This is a genomic window from Streptococcus sp. 27098_8_23 (assembly GCF_041432195.1).
Lineage (GTDB): Bacteria > Bacillota > Bacilli > Lactobacillales > Streptococcaceae > Streptococcus.
Genome location: NZ_JAPVZF010000004.1, coordinates 72,482 through 86,912, shown reverse-complemented (window position 1 = coordinate 86,912; position 14,431 = coordinate 72,482). Strand labels below are relative to the sequence as shown.

The window sequence follows — 14,431 nt, the reverse complement described above, 5'->3', positions numbered from 1 at the left end:
ATTATAGCATAAACTACGGTTAATTTTCAAGTAATGAATGCGCTTTTCAATAGTGCTAGAGGTACTTGCTCGCTTCCCTGATACTAAGTTCAGCCATTCTCTTCTTATTTTTTTCAATAAAACGTGCTACCCATTCGGGATTGGTTTTAGAGTAGTCTCTTAGAGCCCAGCCGATGGCTTTGTTGATAAAAAATTCTGTCTGGTCCAGATTATTGAGTAGGATCTTTTCCATTAGTTGGACATTTGTTTTCTCTTTCCTTAACAACTGATGATCAATAGCCACACGTCTCAACCAGATATTGTCTGATAGGCTCCATTTTAAAAGCACTTCTTCAAGTTCCGGATGGTTAGCCACCAAACTTCCTACTACTCGATCTAGGATATCTACCGTGTCCCACCAAGACTTGGTCACGACCAGACGCTCAAGCTTAGGCAAATCGTCCTTCGTTAGATAAGACTGCATGGCTTTCAAATAGTTAGCAGCCACATACTGGTATTCTCTAGCATCCTTTTCCCAGCAAGTGTCTACAAAATCCCAATCGATCAGCTTTGTTTTTTTCGCACTTGGAAAGTATTTTCTGTAGAGGGCATTTCTTTCAGGACCAGCAATACCTAAAAAGGGAAATTGATGACGCATATAGGCTTCCATGGGGCCTGCCTTTTTCGGATCTTTTGCTGCTTCTAGCTCCACAAGTAAATCTTCAAGACTCATCTAAAAGTCCTCCTGCCCGACCAAGTGGTGCTGAAAGGCATAGACCGCAGCCTGGGTGCGATCACTGACCTCAAGCTTGGCTAGGATGTTGGACACGTGGGTCTTGACCGTCTTGAGAGAGATGAAGAGTTCATCTGCAATGCGTTGATTTTCGTAGCCCTTAGCGATGAGTTGGAGCACGTCTCGCTCACGCGCAGTCAGCTCCTCATGAAGCTCCATATGATTACGGTGGTATTCAACCTTCTTGCTGACCTCTTGTTCAATAGCAAGCTCGCCAGCAGCCACCTTACGGACAGCGTGGAGCAATTCATCTGCACTTGAAGTCTTAAGCATATAGCCTTTGGCACCAGCATTCAAGACTGGCATGATTTTTTCATTGTCCAAGTAAGAGGTCACAATCAAGATTTTGGCTTCAGGCCATTCTTTGAGGATGGCCAAGGTAGCATCAATCCCATTCATCTCAGGCATGACGATATCCATGACAATGACATCTGGACGCAGTTCCAAGGCCAAGTCAATACCTTGAGACCCATTGGCAGCCTCGCCCACAACTTCCACATCGTCTTGGAGGTCAAAGTAGCTTTTCAAGCCCAATCGGACCATTTCATGGTCATCTACCAGTAAAATTTTCATCTCTACTCCTTATAATTCCTTATCTAACAGGGGAATACGGATATCAACCGCCAGCCCTTGTTTGGGAGCTGTCAAGAGTTGAACCGTTCCTGCCATATCTTCGACTCGCTCCTTGATATTTCGCAGTCCATAACTCAAGTCGTCTAAACTCCCCAACTGGAAACCAATACCATTGTCCACCACCTTCAGCTGCAATTCAACATCTGTCTGATAGAGGTAGACATCTAGGCAAGATGCCTGGGCATGGCGGAGGGTATTGCTGATCAACTCCTGAAGAATACGGAAGATATGTTCTTCAATCTTCTTGGGCAATTTAGACACGTTTTGCTTGAGACTAACCTTGAGATCGCTCTTGTCCTCAAGCTCTTTTAAGAGGATTTGAATCCCCTCGACCAAACTCTTTTCTTCCAACTCCACTGGGCGCAAATGCAAGAGCAAGACCCGCAAATCTTTCTGGGCTGTTTCTAGGATAGCTGCGACACCTTGCAACTGGGTCTGCATCTTTTCTCTATCCAGCTTCAAAGCCTGCTGACTGACACCTGATAAAATCATATGGGCCGCAAACAACTCCTGACTAACCGTATCGTGCAAGTCACGTGCTATCCGCTTCCGTTCTTTCTCGATGATTGCTTCTTCCTTAACTAGGCTTTGATTTTCAGCTTTTTGAACAGCTTCTGTCAAGAGGTTGAGCTTGCCAGACAAGGACTTAAAACTGGCGTCCAAGTCTGGATCTGCAAAGGTAACTACCTCTTTTCCTGCTAGGAGTCGCTTGAGATTAACCTGCATTTTTCTGCGAGAAATTTCTTCCATCACGCGCCAAAAGAGGACAAAAAAGAAGGTCATGGAAAGGCTAAAGACCAAGATCAAGAAGATGAGTTTCTCCGTTTTCTCGATATCCTGTAACAAATAGGACCAGTCTAGCTCAAAAATATCAAGTAAACTATTAGTCAAAAAGAGGATAAAGAGGAAAGAAGTCAGGCCGATTAACAGATACGATTGCTTTTTCATCCTCTGACCACCTCCACATCGCCAACCATAGTAGTTAGGAAAATCTTGACGCTCTTGTTACTCTTGAGATAGTCTCTGGTTTCCTGATGATAGTGTTCATTGCGGAGGGATCTCTTAGGTTGATGAAGGAAGGTTAGATCTCCATAGAGGCAGTTGACACTGAGGCTGATTTCCACATCTACAGGTACGATAATCCTAGTCGTTCCGACCATCTTTCTAAGGATAATGACATTGTCATGATTGGTTAGAATAACTCTTTCCAAATGAATGGTGTCCTTGCCCATGAGGCGAAAGAGGTTGATATCGTCAAATTGGCAGGTCTGGTGACTAGAGAAATGATGGAGATTACCAAACCAAGGATTGCGTTCATTTTTAACCGTTACCACCTCTTCAAAGACCAAGTCGGTCTCCTCTCTTTCTTGATTCATCATCGGATAGAGAAGAAAGAGACTATAGATGACCGCTACAAAGATGGCTAAAATCACAAAGGGATTGAGCATGACGATGAAAAAGAAAAGAATGGTTGCCACAAGGAGGAAAACATTATTACCTTCTTTCCCTGTATAATAGCGGAGCAAGAGCAAAAAGAGGAATAGAATCAGCAAAAAACGCGAAAAATGCTCTGATACCATCAAAATCAGAGCTCCCGTCAACAGACAGGCTTCAATAAATAAAAAGATTTGAAATTTTTTCATAGCTGCATCCTCTCCCTTCTATTTTATCACAATTCAAAAAAGTCACCTCGGTCTGAGGATGGAAAAAGGAGATTGGACAGAAATCGCTCCTACAAGCTAGGTTTCATCAACTCACTACAGTTGACAAAAGGCTACAAAAAAGGGCGGGATTCTTATCCCGACCTCTCTACATCTGATCTTTAGCTTCTTTTAGTTTACCGTAAAGAATATAATCTACGTTTTGCAGATCCGCTATGGAGGCACAATTAAGGGCACACATGATCAAACGCAGGTCTTCTTTCCAGCCTTGGACAATGTCAATCACTTCTTCAACTGTGTAGCTTTCAACCAATTCCAGAACGGTACGTGACAGTCCTACAGCCTTGGCACCAAAAACCAAGCACTTAATCATATCCAGCGGATTCCGAACGCCTCCACTGACCAAGAGTTCGACCTTGTCTTTCCAGTCTTGGGTATTGAGAAGGGCTTGCATAGTAGACTGGCCCCATTGATTAAGGTAATCACGTTGACCACTGCGACGATTTTCGATATAGGCAAAGCTAGTACCACCACGACCCGATAGGTCAACCGTTCGAATACCCAGTTCAGAGGCTCTTTCGATGGTCTTTACATCCATCCCAAAGCCCACTTCCTTTAGAATAATAGGAACAGGGATTTGCTTGCTATAGTCTGCCAGATGCGATTGCCAGCTTCGAAACTTTCTTTCTCCCTCGGGCATGAGTAATTCCTGCATAACATTGACGTGCACTTGCAGGAGAAGAGGATTCATCGCTTCTACAGTCTGAAGTCCCAACTCAACAGGCTTGTCCAATCCAATATTGGTTCCTAGAAGGAGATTTGGATGGCTAGATTTGACAGAAAAAGAGTCATCTGTTGGATCCTTGAGAGCTGCGCTATAAGATCCCGTTACAAACAAAATCCCACAGGCTTCTGCCACCTGAGCCAGCTTTTGATTGATTTCTCTCCCCTTATCGCTCCCACCAGTCATAGCATTGATATAAAAAGGAAAATCCCACTTTCGACCTGCAAACTCTGTAGACAAATCAATCTCATCCAGGTCATAAAGAGGTAGGGAAGAATGAATCAACTCCACCTCATCAAAGCTATTATAGGAACTTTTCTGCTCAAGGGCATAGCGGATATGCTCATCCTTACGATTTGTCGTCATGTCCTATCCTTTCTTGGTATAAGAGCTCAATCCCCAGATCGGCCCAACGATTTTTTATGGTTTCAGTTGATTGCTCATCAAAACTCAAGGCAATCCCACAGTCACCACCACCAGCACCGCTACTCTTGGCAACAGCCTGCAAATCTTGGCTGGCTTGTTTTAGCTGTCTGAGCGAAGGTGTGTAAATATCTGGGCTCAAACCTTCTAAAAGCTGACTGGCTGTTTCCACCTGCTCGATAATTTTTTCTGCATGCCCTTGCTCCAAGGCTTCTACCAAAGCAGACACCGTTGCTTTTGAGGAACTTAAAAAATTCTGGCCTATGCTTTGCTTGATTTGCTGAACCATTTGGCTCGATACGGCTACTTCCTTGGTCCATCCCACTAGGAAATCACATTCTAGGGCAGGTTGTACGTGTGAGATTGAAAATCCCCAATCACGCTCTAAAACCGTCACCAAGCTTTCTTCTTTCAACCAAGCAGCTACCTTTTTGCGATCAAATGACTGGTAGAGAACCAAATCCTCTGCAACGATACAGGCAAGGTCTCCCATAGAACCATTGTCGCCTCGCTTGAGTAAGACCGTGCTAGCCAGCTTGAACAAGTGTTCCGGATCAACCGTAATATCATATTGAGCCAGCAGGGCCTTAATCACCAAGACAACGACGCTACCACTAGAACCTAGACCAAACTTTTTGCCTTCCCGTTCCATTTTTCCACGGATTTCCAAGGAAAAAGGTCTTAGCTCCTGACCTCGATAAGTCAGGAAATCTTCCACTAGAGCAATCGTTTCTTGAATCAAGCTGTAGTCAGGATTTGGCGTCAAGTCCACTGCGAAATCAAACATATCTGAATAGATACGGTAGCTATCAGAAAAAGCAATCTCAGCCTTCATATAGATGGGAATGGCCTTTATCAAGGCTAACTGTCCTGGCTCTAGAATAGCGTATTCCCCTGCCCAATAGAGTTTTCCGCAAGTTTTAACAGCAATCATCTTGACTCAAATCCTTTGTTTTTGACACAATCAAGCGGTAACGTTGACCGAAGATTTCTGACAAATGCTCCAAGTCTTCTTCTTGACAGAGAACCTTGACATTGGGACCGGCATCCATGGTAAAGTAACAGGCTTCACCTTGCTCACGAAGCTGGCGAACAAAGTCCATGGCTTCATAGGAAGCATCCGTTAGATAAGAAAAGGCTGGACTAGCAGTCTTGGTCGTAGCGTGCATGGCTAGGGCATTTTTCTCCGTTAATTCCCCAACCTTTGCAAAATCATTCTCTTTGAGATAAACCAGCATATCCTGATAATCCTTCTCAGATTGACGCACCCAGTCATCAAAAGTCGTCGAAGTTTCCACACAGAGTTTCATCCCATCACGGCTAGAAATTGGTTTTTTCTTGTCCTCTAGCACCAACATAATCATAGCTAGTTTCAAGTCTGTTTCTACAGGGTAAATTTCCCCGCTATCCTTATCCCAAGCACCTAGCGGTCCATAAAAACTGCGAGAGGACGACCCTGAGGCAAACTTAGCCTCCTGCGCCAACTGGCTCCGATTCAGACCAAGCTGGAAATAAGCATTGCAAGCCTTGACCAAGGCGGACAAACCACTAGAACTGGATGACAAGCCAGCCGCAGTCGGCATGTTGTTTTGGGTATCGATACGGACAAATCCCTCACCTTCTGGACGGTAACGGTTGATGATTTTGCTCATCTTGGCATGCTCACCCTCACTCTGAAGCTGACCATTGATATAAAAGGCATCCGCAGTCGCATCCGTCGGTAGAGGCGACAAGGTCGTCTCCGTGTACATATTTTCCAAAGTCAGAGAGATACTGCTGGTCGCAGGAACCATCTCTTTTTCTTTTTTCTTTCCCCAATATTTAATAATGGCAATATTTGCGTAGGAACGTACTGTTACAGGCTTTCGATCCATGTCTGAACAGCTCCTTTCTCTTCTAATCGTTTTGCTAGTTCTTGCGCTTGGTCCAGATTGGCTACCAAGGCGATAATACAGCCTCCTAGTCCACCACCACTCATCTTGGCTCCCAGAGCACCATGTCTCATAGCTGTTTCAACAAGGGAGTCTGCCTCAGGGCTACTGACACCAATTTCTTTTAAATGTAAATGAGCTTGACTGAGGATTTGTCCCAGTCCCTCAGCATCTTTTTGTCTAATCGCATCTTCTGCCTGCTGGGTCAATTCTCCCAAGGCATGCAAAAACGATAGGGCATCCTTCCCCTTGCTTTGAACCACTTGGATAGCTTCACGAGTGTGACCATACACGCCCGTATCAGCAATCACCAAATAGGCAGATAGGTTCATCTCAAGTTCTGTAAAACCAACATTCTTGATAAAGCGAATGGGCTGGTCACTGAGACAGGTCTTAGCATCCAAACCGCTTGGATTCATATGGGCAATCATCTCAGCCCGATTGACCAAGATTTCTAGTACATCATGAGGCAGGTCGGTTTGATAGTAGTCAAAAACAGCTCGAATGGCTGCTATGCTGATAGCTGCTGACGAACCCATTCCCCGTTTTTCAGGGATAGCTGAGTCAATCACACAGCGAATGCAAGCATCCTTGATATTTAGATGTTCAAGTGAAGCGTACACCGCCATGGATAAGGTATCCTCCTCATAAAGACGCCATGGGCTTTCAGCAGGGACCACCTTGCAGGTCACCTCCACCTCTAAGAGAGGCAGAGAAATAGCAGGATAGCCGTAGACTACCGCATGCTCCCCTATTAAAATAATCTTACTATGTGCCTGACCGACACCAACTTTTTTTGTCATGTTTTCCTTTAACCAGACGAAAAGACCGTCTCATTTCATACAGTAGTATTTTCTCCTATCTATTTTATTATATTTTCACAAAAAAAGCGATTGTTTCCTTCACAATCGCCTCTTTCATTATTGGACCCATTCGCCATTATAGTTGACTGAATAGCCTTCTACGGTCGTATTCACTGCCAAAGCACCTGAGCTGTAAGCGTAGTACCATTTGCCATTAACCTGGAACCAACCAGTCTTCATATCGCCATTACTTGCATTTAGATAATACCAAGTCGAACCTTCCTGATACCAGCCAGTCGCCATAGCTCCTGATGAACGGAGATAGTACCACTTGTTCCCAAGGTATTGCCAGCCCGTTTTCATATCACCATTTTCAACATCTAAATAGTACCAAGTTGAGCCTTCTTGATACCAGCCAGTTGCCATGGCTCCTGACGAACGGAGGTAGTACCACTTATTGCTAAGTCGTTTCCAACCCGTTTGCATGATACCAGTTGTTGGATCTAGATAGTACCAAGCTGAACCATCATTTATCCAACCTGCACGTCTTTCACCACCAAGATAGTCTTTTCCTAAATAACCTGTTTTTGCTAAGTAGTACCAGTTGGATTGATCATAAAACCAACCTGTCTTTAACGAATGGTCTTCATCAAAGTAATAGTTTGCGTATTTAAGAACTTCAGGACCTTCAAATGGTTCACCATATTCTTTACCAACATTTAATGAATCCTTAGCATCTAATTCCTTCCAACCAACATATTCTTGGAGACTTCCATCTTGTCCAAAATAGTACCACTTGTGTTGAAGGCCGATTTCATTAACTGATTGGTTATCTAATAAATTATCGCGATAACCTGTTCCAGGAATTTCTATGTATTGCCAACCGATAACCATTTCTCCTCCATCACCAAAATAGTACATTTTCCCGTCAATCTTATGCCAATAGATTGCTTTATGGTCATCTTTTATATAATATCTTCTATTGTCCTTATCAACAAACTGCCCACCAGTGGTATCCGCAAAGACGGTGCTTGTCGCTAACAAAGCAAAGAAAGAAACTGTCAGCCCAACTTGCATCATTATTTTAAATTTTTTCATTAGATCTTTCCTCCATAACTGATTGTAGCAAAGACTTTATTGTATGTCAATATATAGAAATTGCTCAAAAAAAGCAGTTACACAACTGCAACTGCTTTTCTATTCTTGCATGGTGTACCCAACACCACGCACGGTTTTAATGTAGCTTTTTTGACCTTTTACATCAAGCTTGCTACGTAGATAACGGATATAAACATCCACGATATTGGTTTCTGTCGCACTTTCGTACTTCCAAACGCTTTCCAACAACTGCTCACGAGTCAAGACCTTCTTGCTTCCCATGAGAGTGGCCAAAAGGTCATACTCACGACGCGTCAGAGCAATCATCTCCTCGCCACGATAAACGGTATGATGTTCTACATCCATACGTAGGTTGCGGTAAGACGTTGGAACCTTCATTTGACTACAGTGTTGGTCAATGAAGTCCCGACCTCGGAAAATCGCTGAAATACGAGCTACTAGATTATCAATAATCACTGGCTTATAGATGTAAGAAACGGCGAAGCGCTGGATTGTCTCAATCTGGTCTTGCAATTCTTCGCGATGGTCCAAGACCATGATCACTGAGGCAGGTTTTGTCCGACTCAGCCTCTCTGCAAAATCCTGGGCCGTCATATCCCCCAGACGAGCATTCAGTAAAATCAAGTCATAATCTGTCTGGAGAGCCATGGAGAGGGCTTTTTGCCCCTCCTCGACCAGATCAACACGGTATTGCTCTTTTTGGAGTTCCAGACTGAGAAAATGAGCGAGATTTCGTTCTTTCTCAAGTAATAAAATCCGTTTCCCCATGGCAGACCTACTTATTTTTCGTCATACCAAGAGTAGTGGAATGTTCCTTCTTTGTCTTTACGTTGGTAAGTGTGAGCACCAAAGTAGTCACGTTGCGCTTGGATCAAGTTAGCAGGAAGGTCTGCTGAACGATAGCTATCAAAGTAGGTAATAGCTGCTGAGAAGGTTGGCACTGGTACACCAGCTTGAACAGCGAGAGCTACGATATCACGCACTGCTTGTTGGTACTTGGCAGTGACATCCAAGAAGTATTCATCCAAGAGAAGGTTGGCAAGGTCTGCATCACGGTTGTAGGCATCTGTGATCTTTTGCAAGAAACGTGAACGGATGATACAGCCATCACGCCAGATAGATGCGATGTCCGCAAATGGCAAGTTCCAGTTGTTTTCTTTAGAAGCTACACGCAATTGGGCAAAACCTTGTGCGTAAGAAATGATTTTTGAGAAGTAAAGAGCTTGACGGATCTTTTCGATCAACTCAGCCTTGTCTCCTTCAAACTTGAAGGCAGCTGGTTTTGGAAGGACCTTGCTAGCATGTACACGCTCTTCTTTGTAAGTAGAGATGTAACGGGCAAATACTGACTCAGTGATCAGTGACAATGGCACACCAAGGTCAAGTGATGATTGGCTAGTCCATTTACCAGTTCCTTTGTTTCCTGCAGCATCAAGGATATAGTCTACGATTGGGCCATCTTGACCTTCATCATCTTTACGGCTCAAGATATCAGCTGTGATTTCGATCAAGTAGCTGTCCAATTCACCCTTGTTCCACTCAGTAAAGATTTCAGCCATGTCTTCTGCAGAAAGGCCAAGCAAGTGTTGCATGAGGTCATAGCTTTCTGCGATCAATTGCATGTCACCATACTCGATACCGTTGTGGACCATTTTCACATAGTGACCAGCTCCATCAGGACCGATGTAAGTCACACATGGTTTGCCATCTTCTGGTGCTTTAGCTGAGATTTCTTCAAGAACATCAGCAACCAATTCGTAGGCTTCTTTTTGTCCACCTGGCATGATAGAAGGACCTTCAAGGGCACCTTTTTCACCACCAGAAACCCCTGTACCGATAAAGTTGATACCTGAGTTTGCTAGTTCTTCATTACGACGGATAGTATCTTTGTAGAAAGTGTTTCCTCCATCGATCAAGATATCACCCTTGTCAAGGTGGGGAAGAAGAGCTTGGATAGTTGCGTCTGTACCAGGTCCAGCTTGAACCATCAGCATGATACGACGAGGTTTTTCGATTGAGTTTACAAAGCTTTCCACGTCATAGCTTGGCACAAAGTTCTTTTCAGGATGGCAAGCAATTACGTCTTCTGTTTTTTCTTTACTACGGTTGTAAATGGCAACTGTATAACCACGAGATTCGATATTTAGGGCAAGGTTACGACCCATTACGGCCATACCAACGACACCAAAGTTAGCTTTTGTCATGTGACACTCCTCTTGTTTAATATGTTTTATTTTATCATTTTTACCTATGAAAGGAAAGAATTTTGTAACGGAGTCCTAGTAGTCCAAGTCATCTGCATGACCAGAACCATTCCCTACAAAGTAACCTGTCTTACAGTTGAGGGTGAAGAGATAGGTTCCATCTGGTTTATAGAGGTTGTAATAACCATTTCCGTTTACAATATTGACACGTTCTAGGATATATTGATTTCCAGTGATATAGCCACGAGCACGTGATGTTGCTAGAACTTGTTCCAATACACCATCCGCAAACGTCCAAGCAGGGTTGTTGCTATCATCTACAGCTGATTGGTTGTAAGGTACACGACTAGCACTTCTTTGAAGATTAACCCCATCGCCAGACAAACCACCATTCGTATCTCTAGCTGGTGCCGTAGTGCTAGTTGAAGGGGTCGTACTGCTTGCATTGCTTTCTGTAGCTGAACTTGAGCTTGCTTGACTCGTGCTAGAGCTTGAACTTGAGCTGGAAGCACTGGTTTGTTGGCTCTTACCAAGACTAATGGCCTTATCCAAGAGTTTGTCTAGTTCTGTGTTGCCTGTCTTAATTTCTGTAAATTTAGCGTCTGCTTTGGCTTTCGCATTGGTATCCAAGACACCGTCAGTGATTGCTGGGCTTTCAAAGAGGGCATTAACATCTTGAATGGCCTTGATTTGAGTTGCTAGGCTATCATATCTTGACTTAGCTAGTGTATAATCACGGCTACCTTCTAACTTATCTAGCAAGGTTTTCAGTTGGCTCAATTTATCAAACTGGCTGTTTTTCAGAGCAGTCTTATTAGCATCTGTATAGAAAGTATCATAGAGATCATTGAAGTCTTTCAAAGCTGTTTGTGTCCCTTGATCATCCGAAGAGGCTGCTTGAGAAGACTGGATTTCTTGGTTTGAACGAGATACTTGGCGGTAGACATAATATGTTCCAGCAAGCACAAGGATTGCAGCTACTACAGAAGCAATGATGATGACACCTTTCTTCTTAGAGCCTGTTTCAGGTTCTGTTTGAGCCGAACGTGATAGAGGTGTATAAATCTCCTCTTCTTGTTCCTCATTTATTTGCTTGGGCTCTGTTTCTGTTAAAACGATAGGCTCTATTTCAGCATTTTCTTCATCTTGAAGTGGTGGAACAAACTGAGTAGTCTCTTCTTCTATCTCTTCAATAGATTCCTCAGCAACCAGGTCTGAATCGTCTACCTGATCAGAAGGTTCACTTGATTCACGAACTTCTTGGATCATTTCCTCTAGGTTTTGAGTAGAAGCCAGTTCTTCTTTTTTAAATTGACGAGTTTCAAACTTGTCGGCTTCGATTTCTTCACGGTGCTGTTTGATGTATTTGTCTAAGATACTGTCCTCAGGCAATACTCCTGCTTCGACCTCTTCATTCTTACGAATGACCTGACCAACAGTCAAGTCTTTTGCTTCGTCAAAGTCGAATTGTGGTTCTTGATGTCCTTTTTTATGACGATCACGTCTTTTCTTACTCATGAGTTCACCTTTCTATTTTACCTCTTGGCGTTTGACACGCTGACCAAAGTATTGATACAAATCCACTTTTAAGGTCCCGTTATAGAGTTTTCGCTTTTTATCAGCTGGACTTCCGTACTTGCTTTCAAAAGCTTCGTCACTCGTCAGGATAAACTTACTCCACGTTTTCAGTGGTGCAAAGACTTGTCCCATCTCAGCATAGAGCTTGGTAACTCCTGCATCATCAGACAAACGTTCCCCATATGGTGGATTGGAAATGATAACGCCATTAATCTTGTCTGTGCGCAAGTCCTGTACCCGCATTTGCTTAAAGGTGATATCACCTGCGACGCCTGCTGCTTGAGCATTTGCCTTAGCAATTTCCACCATGCGAGCATCGATATCACAGCCCATAATGTCCAGCTCAAGTTCACGATCCATTTTCTTAGCCGCCTCTGTGCGAACTTCTTGGATTAACCGATCGCTGACCCAGTTCCATCCCTCAAAAGCAAAGGAACGGCGAAGGCCTGGAGCCATTTTTCTGGCAATCATAGCCGCCTCGATACAGAAAGTTCCTGAACCACAGGTCGGATCAATCAAGGGCTTGTCTGGATACCAGTTAGAGAGTTGTAAAATGGCCGCTGCCATATTTTCCTTGATAGGAGCTCCACCCTTTTCCGTACGATAACCACGTTTAAAGAGACTGGAGCCTGTCGTGTCAATCATGACAGTTGCCACATCTTTCAGGATAGATACCTCAATCTTAAACTCGGGACCAGTTTCCATCAAGGGAACTCCTTCTGGACGGGCATAGTGTTTTTGTAATTTCTTCACAACAGCCTTCTTGGAAATAGCCTGAACACTGGGCTCGTTGTGAAGTTTAGACTTCACACATTTTGCCTTTGATATCGGGAAGCGTGCTCCTAGAGGGAGATAGTTTTCCCAATCTAGAGCAAAAACACCTTGAAAAAGCTCTTCAAAAGTCTTAGCTGGAAAACTTCCGACCACAATCTTGATGCGATCCGCTGCACGAAGCCAAAGGTTGGTCTCGATGATTGCCTTCACATCTCCTTGAAAGCGGACACGCCCATTTTCAACCTGGCAATCATAACCAAGGTCTCGCACCTCACGTCCAACGACAGCCTCAAGGCCCGCCGCAGCAGTTGCGATTAAATTAAATTGTTCTTTCATTTCTAGTCTTGCAAGACCTTTCTCTTGTTCACTTTAAAAAATGAGGTTGAGAAAGATTTCTCAGCCCCAACCTATATGCAATTTTCTATAAGCCATGTTTTGTTCCAGAAGTGACTAGGACCACTTCCTTCGATAATCATCTGTCTACCGCTAACAGCATAAATCTGCTAGCAGTCAGAGTACTACGTTCGTTTCCGTGCACTCCATGCCCCGACCAAAATTTGGGTTGCTAGCTTGAGGGGTTTACCGCGTTCCACTCTCACTGTTTCCAGAAAGACTCCGTCACTGTGGCACTTTCAAGCCTATTCTGACCTATCCGAAGACTTAGCCATTTCGACTGCCGTAACGATTTCTCGTCCCTAGGCTTATGGATTCGCCTAGCACAAACACTACAGGCATCACAGCCTGTGCTAGCATGGACTTTCCTCATGAAAAGAGAACCTCTTCACGCGATTATCCAAAAATTGCACTCATTCCTTAGTCAATTATAAATCTTGGTTGTCTAAGATTTGCTTACCAAATACTTCTTTTTCGAGACGATTTAAGCGTTTCAAAATATCAAAGTTTGTCATTGAAGTAGAAGCTGTTACTTCAATAGAGTCTGGTTGAGTTGGCGCTACCTGTGGTTTATGAGATAATTCTTCTTTCAAATCAGCAATCTCTTGACGAAGGGATTTGACCAAAACTGCGTAGGTTTCATAATCCTTAATCACATCATCTAGGAATTCGTCTACCTCTGCTTTGCTGTATCCACGTACTTCACGTCCAAATTCTTGTTCAAAAATATCTTTCGCTGAAAATATAATACTTGCCATGTCTCTCTCCATTCTGGGTTACTAGTATTATTATATAAAAAAAGACAAGTAAAAATCAAGGTCAAAGGCTTACTTTTCAGAAAAATTTTCTACTATTTCATTCAAGTCCTCAAATGTTAATCTTCTTGTAACATAGTCCGCTTGATTTTTCATCATTTGGTAAAAATATCGTAACTTGGTTTCGTTTTCTTCGTCGTAAAAAAGGTAGCAAGTATCTGTATTTTCCAGCAAAAATTTCTGATAATCGCGTAATTGTCCCTTGTGCTCATATTGTGGATAGGCGTATTTGACAAAATCAACTTGCTTGAACTCACTCAATTTGGCTTGATTTGCTTCATTCCAATTACTGCCATGGGTTTCAAAATCAAAAATGGTCGCCAGTTGAAATCCATAGTCTGCTTTCATGTCTTTCGCCACCTGAAGTGCCCAGTACTCAAAGCCCAAAGTCCCTGTAAAGACAAGCCATGTCACCCCATCCTCTGCTAGACGTTCCAGGTCTCTCCGAATGGCTGTTTTGATAATATCAACGCGAATATCCTTATCATTAAAGAGACCAAGGTCGAAGGCTGAATAGCCTAAAATCAAGGCTGATGTCATT

15 protein-coding genes and 1 other RNA gene are annotated in these 14,431 nt (G+C 43.4%); all 16 read right to left on the bottom strand.

Going from position 1 to position 14,431, the window contains the following annotated elements; all coding sequences use genetic code 11:
- Positions 1 to 55 precede the first annotated feature (55 nt).
- Positions 56 to 712, bottom strand: coding sequence for a DNA alkylation repair protein (locus O3652_RS07050; RefSeq protein ID WP_371590201.1), 657 nt, complete (start codon positions 710 to 712; stop codon positions 56 to 58).
- Positions 713 to 1,345 carry a response regulator transcription factor gene (locus O3652_RS07045; RefSeq protein WP_070800113.1) on the bottom strand — a complete coding sequence of 211 codons (633 nt, stop codon included), beginning with the start codon at positions 1,343 to 1,345 and terminating at the stop codon, positions 713 to 715.
- Positions 1,346 to 1,354: 9 nt separating this feature from the next.
- Positions 1,355 to 2,353 (bottom strand): sensor histidine kinase, encoded by a 999-nt coding sequence (locus O3652_RS07040; RefSeq protein WP_371590200.1) that lies wholly within the window; start codon positions 2,351 to 2,353, stop codon positions 1,355 to 1,357.
- Positions 2,350 to 3,048 (bottom strand): cell wall-active antibiotics response protein LiaF, encoded by a 699-nt coding sequence (gene liaF / locus O3652_RS07035; protein ID WP_125391493.1) that lies wholly within the window; start codon positions 3,046 to 3,048, stop codon positions 2,350 to 2,352. The genes O3652_RS07040 and liaF overlap by 4 nt, the downstream gene beginning before the upstream one ends.
- A gap of 166 nt (positions 3,049 to 3,214) precedes the next feature.
- Positions 3,215 to 4,216, bottom strand: coding sequence for a type 2 isopentenyl-diphosphate Delta-isomerase (gene fni, locus O3652_RS07030; protein ID WP_371590199.1), 1,002 nt, complete (start codon positions 4,214 to 4,216; stop codon positions 3,215 to 3,217).
- Positions 4,200 to 5,207: a phosphomevalonate kinase gene (locus O3652_RS07025; protein ID WP_371590198.1), complete on the bottom strand. Its 1,008-nt coding sequence runs from the start codon at positions 5,205 to 5,207 to the stop codon at positions 4,200 to 4,202. The genes fni and O3652_RS07025 overlap by 17 nt, the downstream gene beginning before the upstream one ends.
- Positions 5,194 to 6,147: a diphosphomevalonate decarboxylase gene (gene mvaD / locus O3652_RS07020; RefSeq protein ID WP_371590197.1), complete on the bottom strand. Its 954-nt coding sequence runs from the start codon at positions 6,145 to 6,147 to the stop codon at positions 5,194 to 5,196. The genes O3652_RS07025 and mvaD overlap by 14 nt, the downstream gene beginning before the upstream one ends.
- Positions 6,129 to 7,007, bottom strand: coding sequence for a mevalonate kinase (mvk, locus tag O3652_RS07015; RefSeq protein ID WP_125413481.1), 879 nt, complete (start codon positions 7,005 to 7,007; stop codon positions 6,129 to 6,131). The genes mvaD and mvk overlap by 19 nt, the downstream gene beginning before the upstream one ends.
- A gap of 117 nt (positions 7,008 to 7,124) precedes the next feature.
- Complete coding sequence (locus O3652_RS07010) at positions 7,125 to 8,105, bottom strand: N-acetylmuramoyl-L-alanine amidase family protein (protein WP_371590196.1); 981 nt, start codon at positions 8,103 to 8,105, stop codon at positions 7,125 to 7,127.
- A 99-nt stretch (positions 8,106 to 8,204) separates the two neighbouring features.
- Positions 8,205 to 8,894, bottom strand: coding sequence for a response regulator transcription factor (locus tag O3652_RS07005; RefSeq protein WP_007520625.1), 690 nt, complete (start codon positions 8,892 to 8,894; stop codon positions 8,205 to 8,207).
- Positions 8,895 to 8,905: 11 nt separating this feature from the next.
- Positions 8,906 to 10,330, bottom strand: a complete 1,425-nt coding sequence (gene gndA / locus O3652_RS07000; RefSeq protein WP_000158778.1) for an NADP-dependent phosphogluconate dehydrogenase — start codon at positions 10,328 to 10,330, stop codon at positions 8,906 to 8,908.
- A 75-nt stretch (positions 10,331 to 10,405) separates the two neighbouring features.
- A complete protein-coding gene (locus O3652_RS06995; protein WP_125413483.1) occupies positions 10,406 to 11,848 on the bottom strand; it encodes a cell division site-positioning protein MapZ family protein in 1,443 nt (480 codons plus the stop codon).
- Positions 11,849 to 11,860: 12 nt separating this feature from the next.
- Entirely contained in the window at positions 11,861 to 13,018 is a 1,158-nt protein-coding gene (locus tag O3652_RS06990) for a class I SAM-dependent RNA methyltransferase (protein WP_061421382.1), read from the bottom strand.
- Between the two features lie 83 nt (positions 13,019 to 13,101).
- An RNA gene (gene rnpB / locus O3652_RS06985) (RNase P RNA component class B) lies at positions 13,102 to 13,483 on the bottom strand.
- Between the two features lie 20 nt (positions 13,484 to 13,503).
- A complete protein-coding gene (gpsB, locus tag O3652_RS06980) occupies positions 13,504 to 13,833 on the bottom strand; it encodes a cell division regulator GpsB (protein ID WP_061421383.1) in 330 nt (109 codons plus the stop codon).
- Between the two features lie 69 nt (positions 13,834 to 13,902).
- A complete protein-coding gene (locus tag O3652_RS06975) occupies positions 13,903 to 14,430 on the bottom strand; it encodes a DUF1273 domain-containing protein (RefSeq protein WP_000199581.1) in 528 nt (175 codons plus the stop codon).
- Position 14,431: the final 1 nt, after the last annotated feature.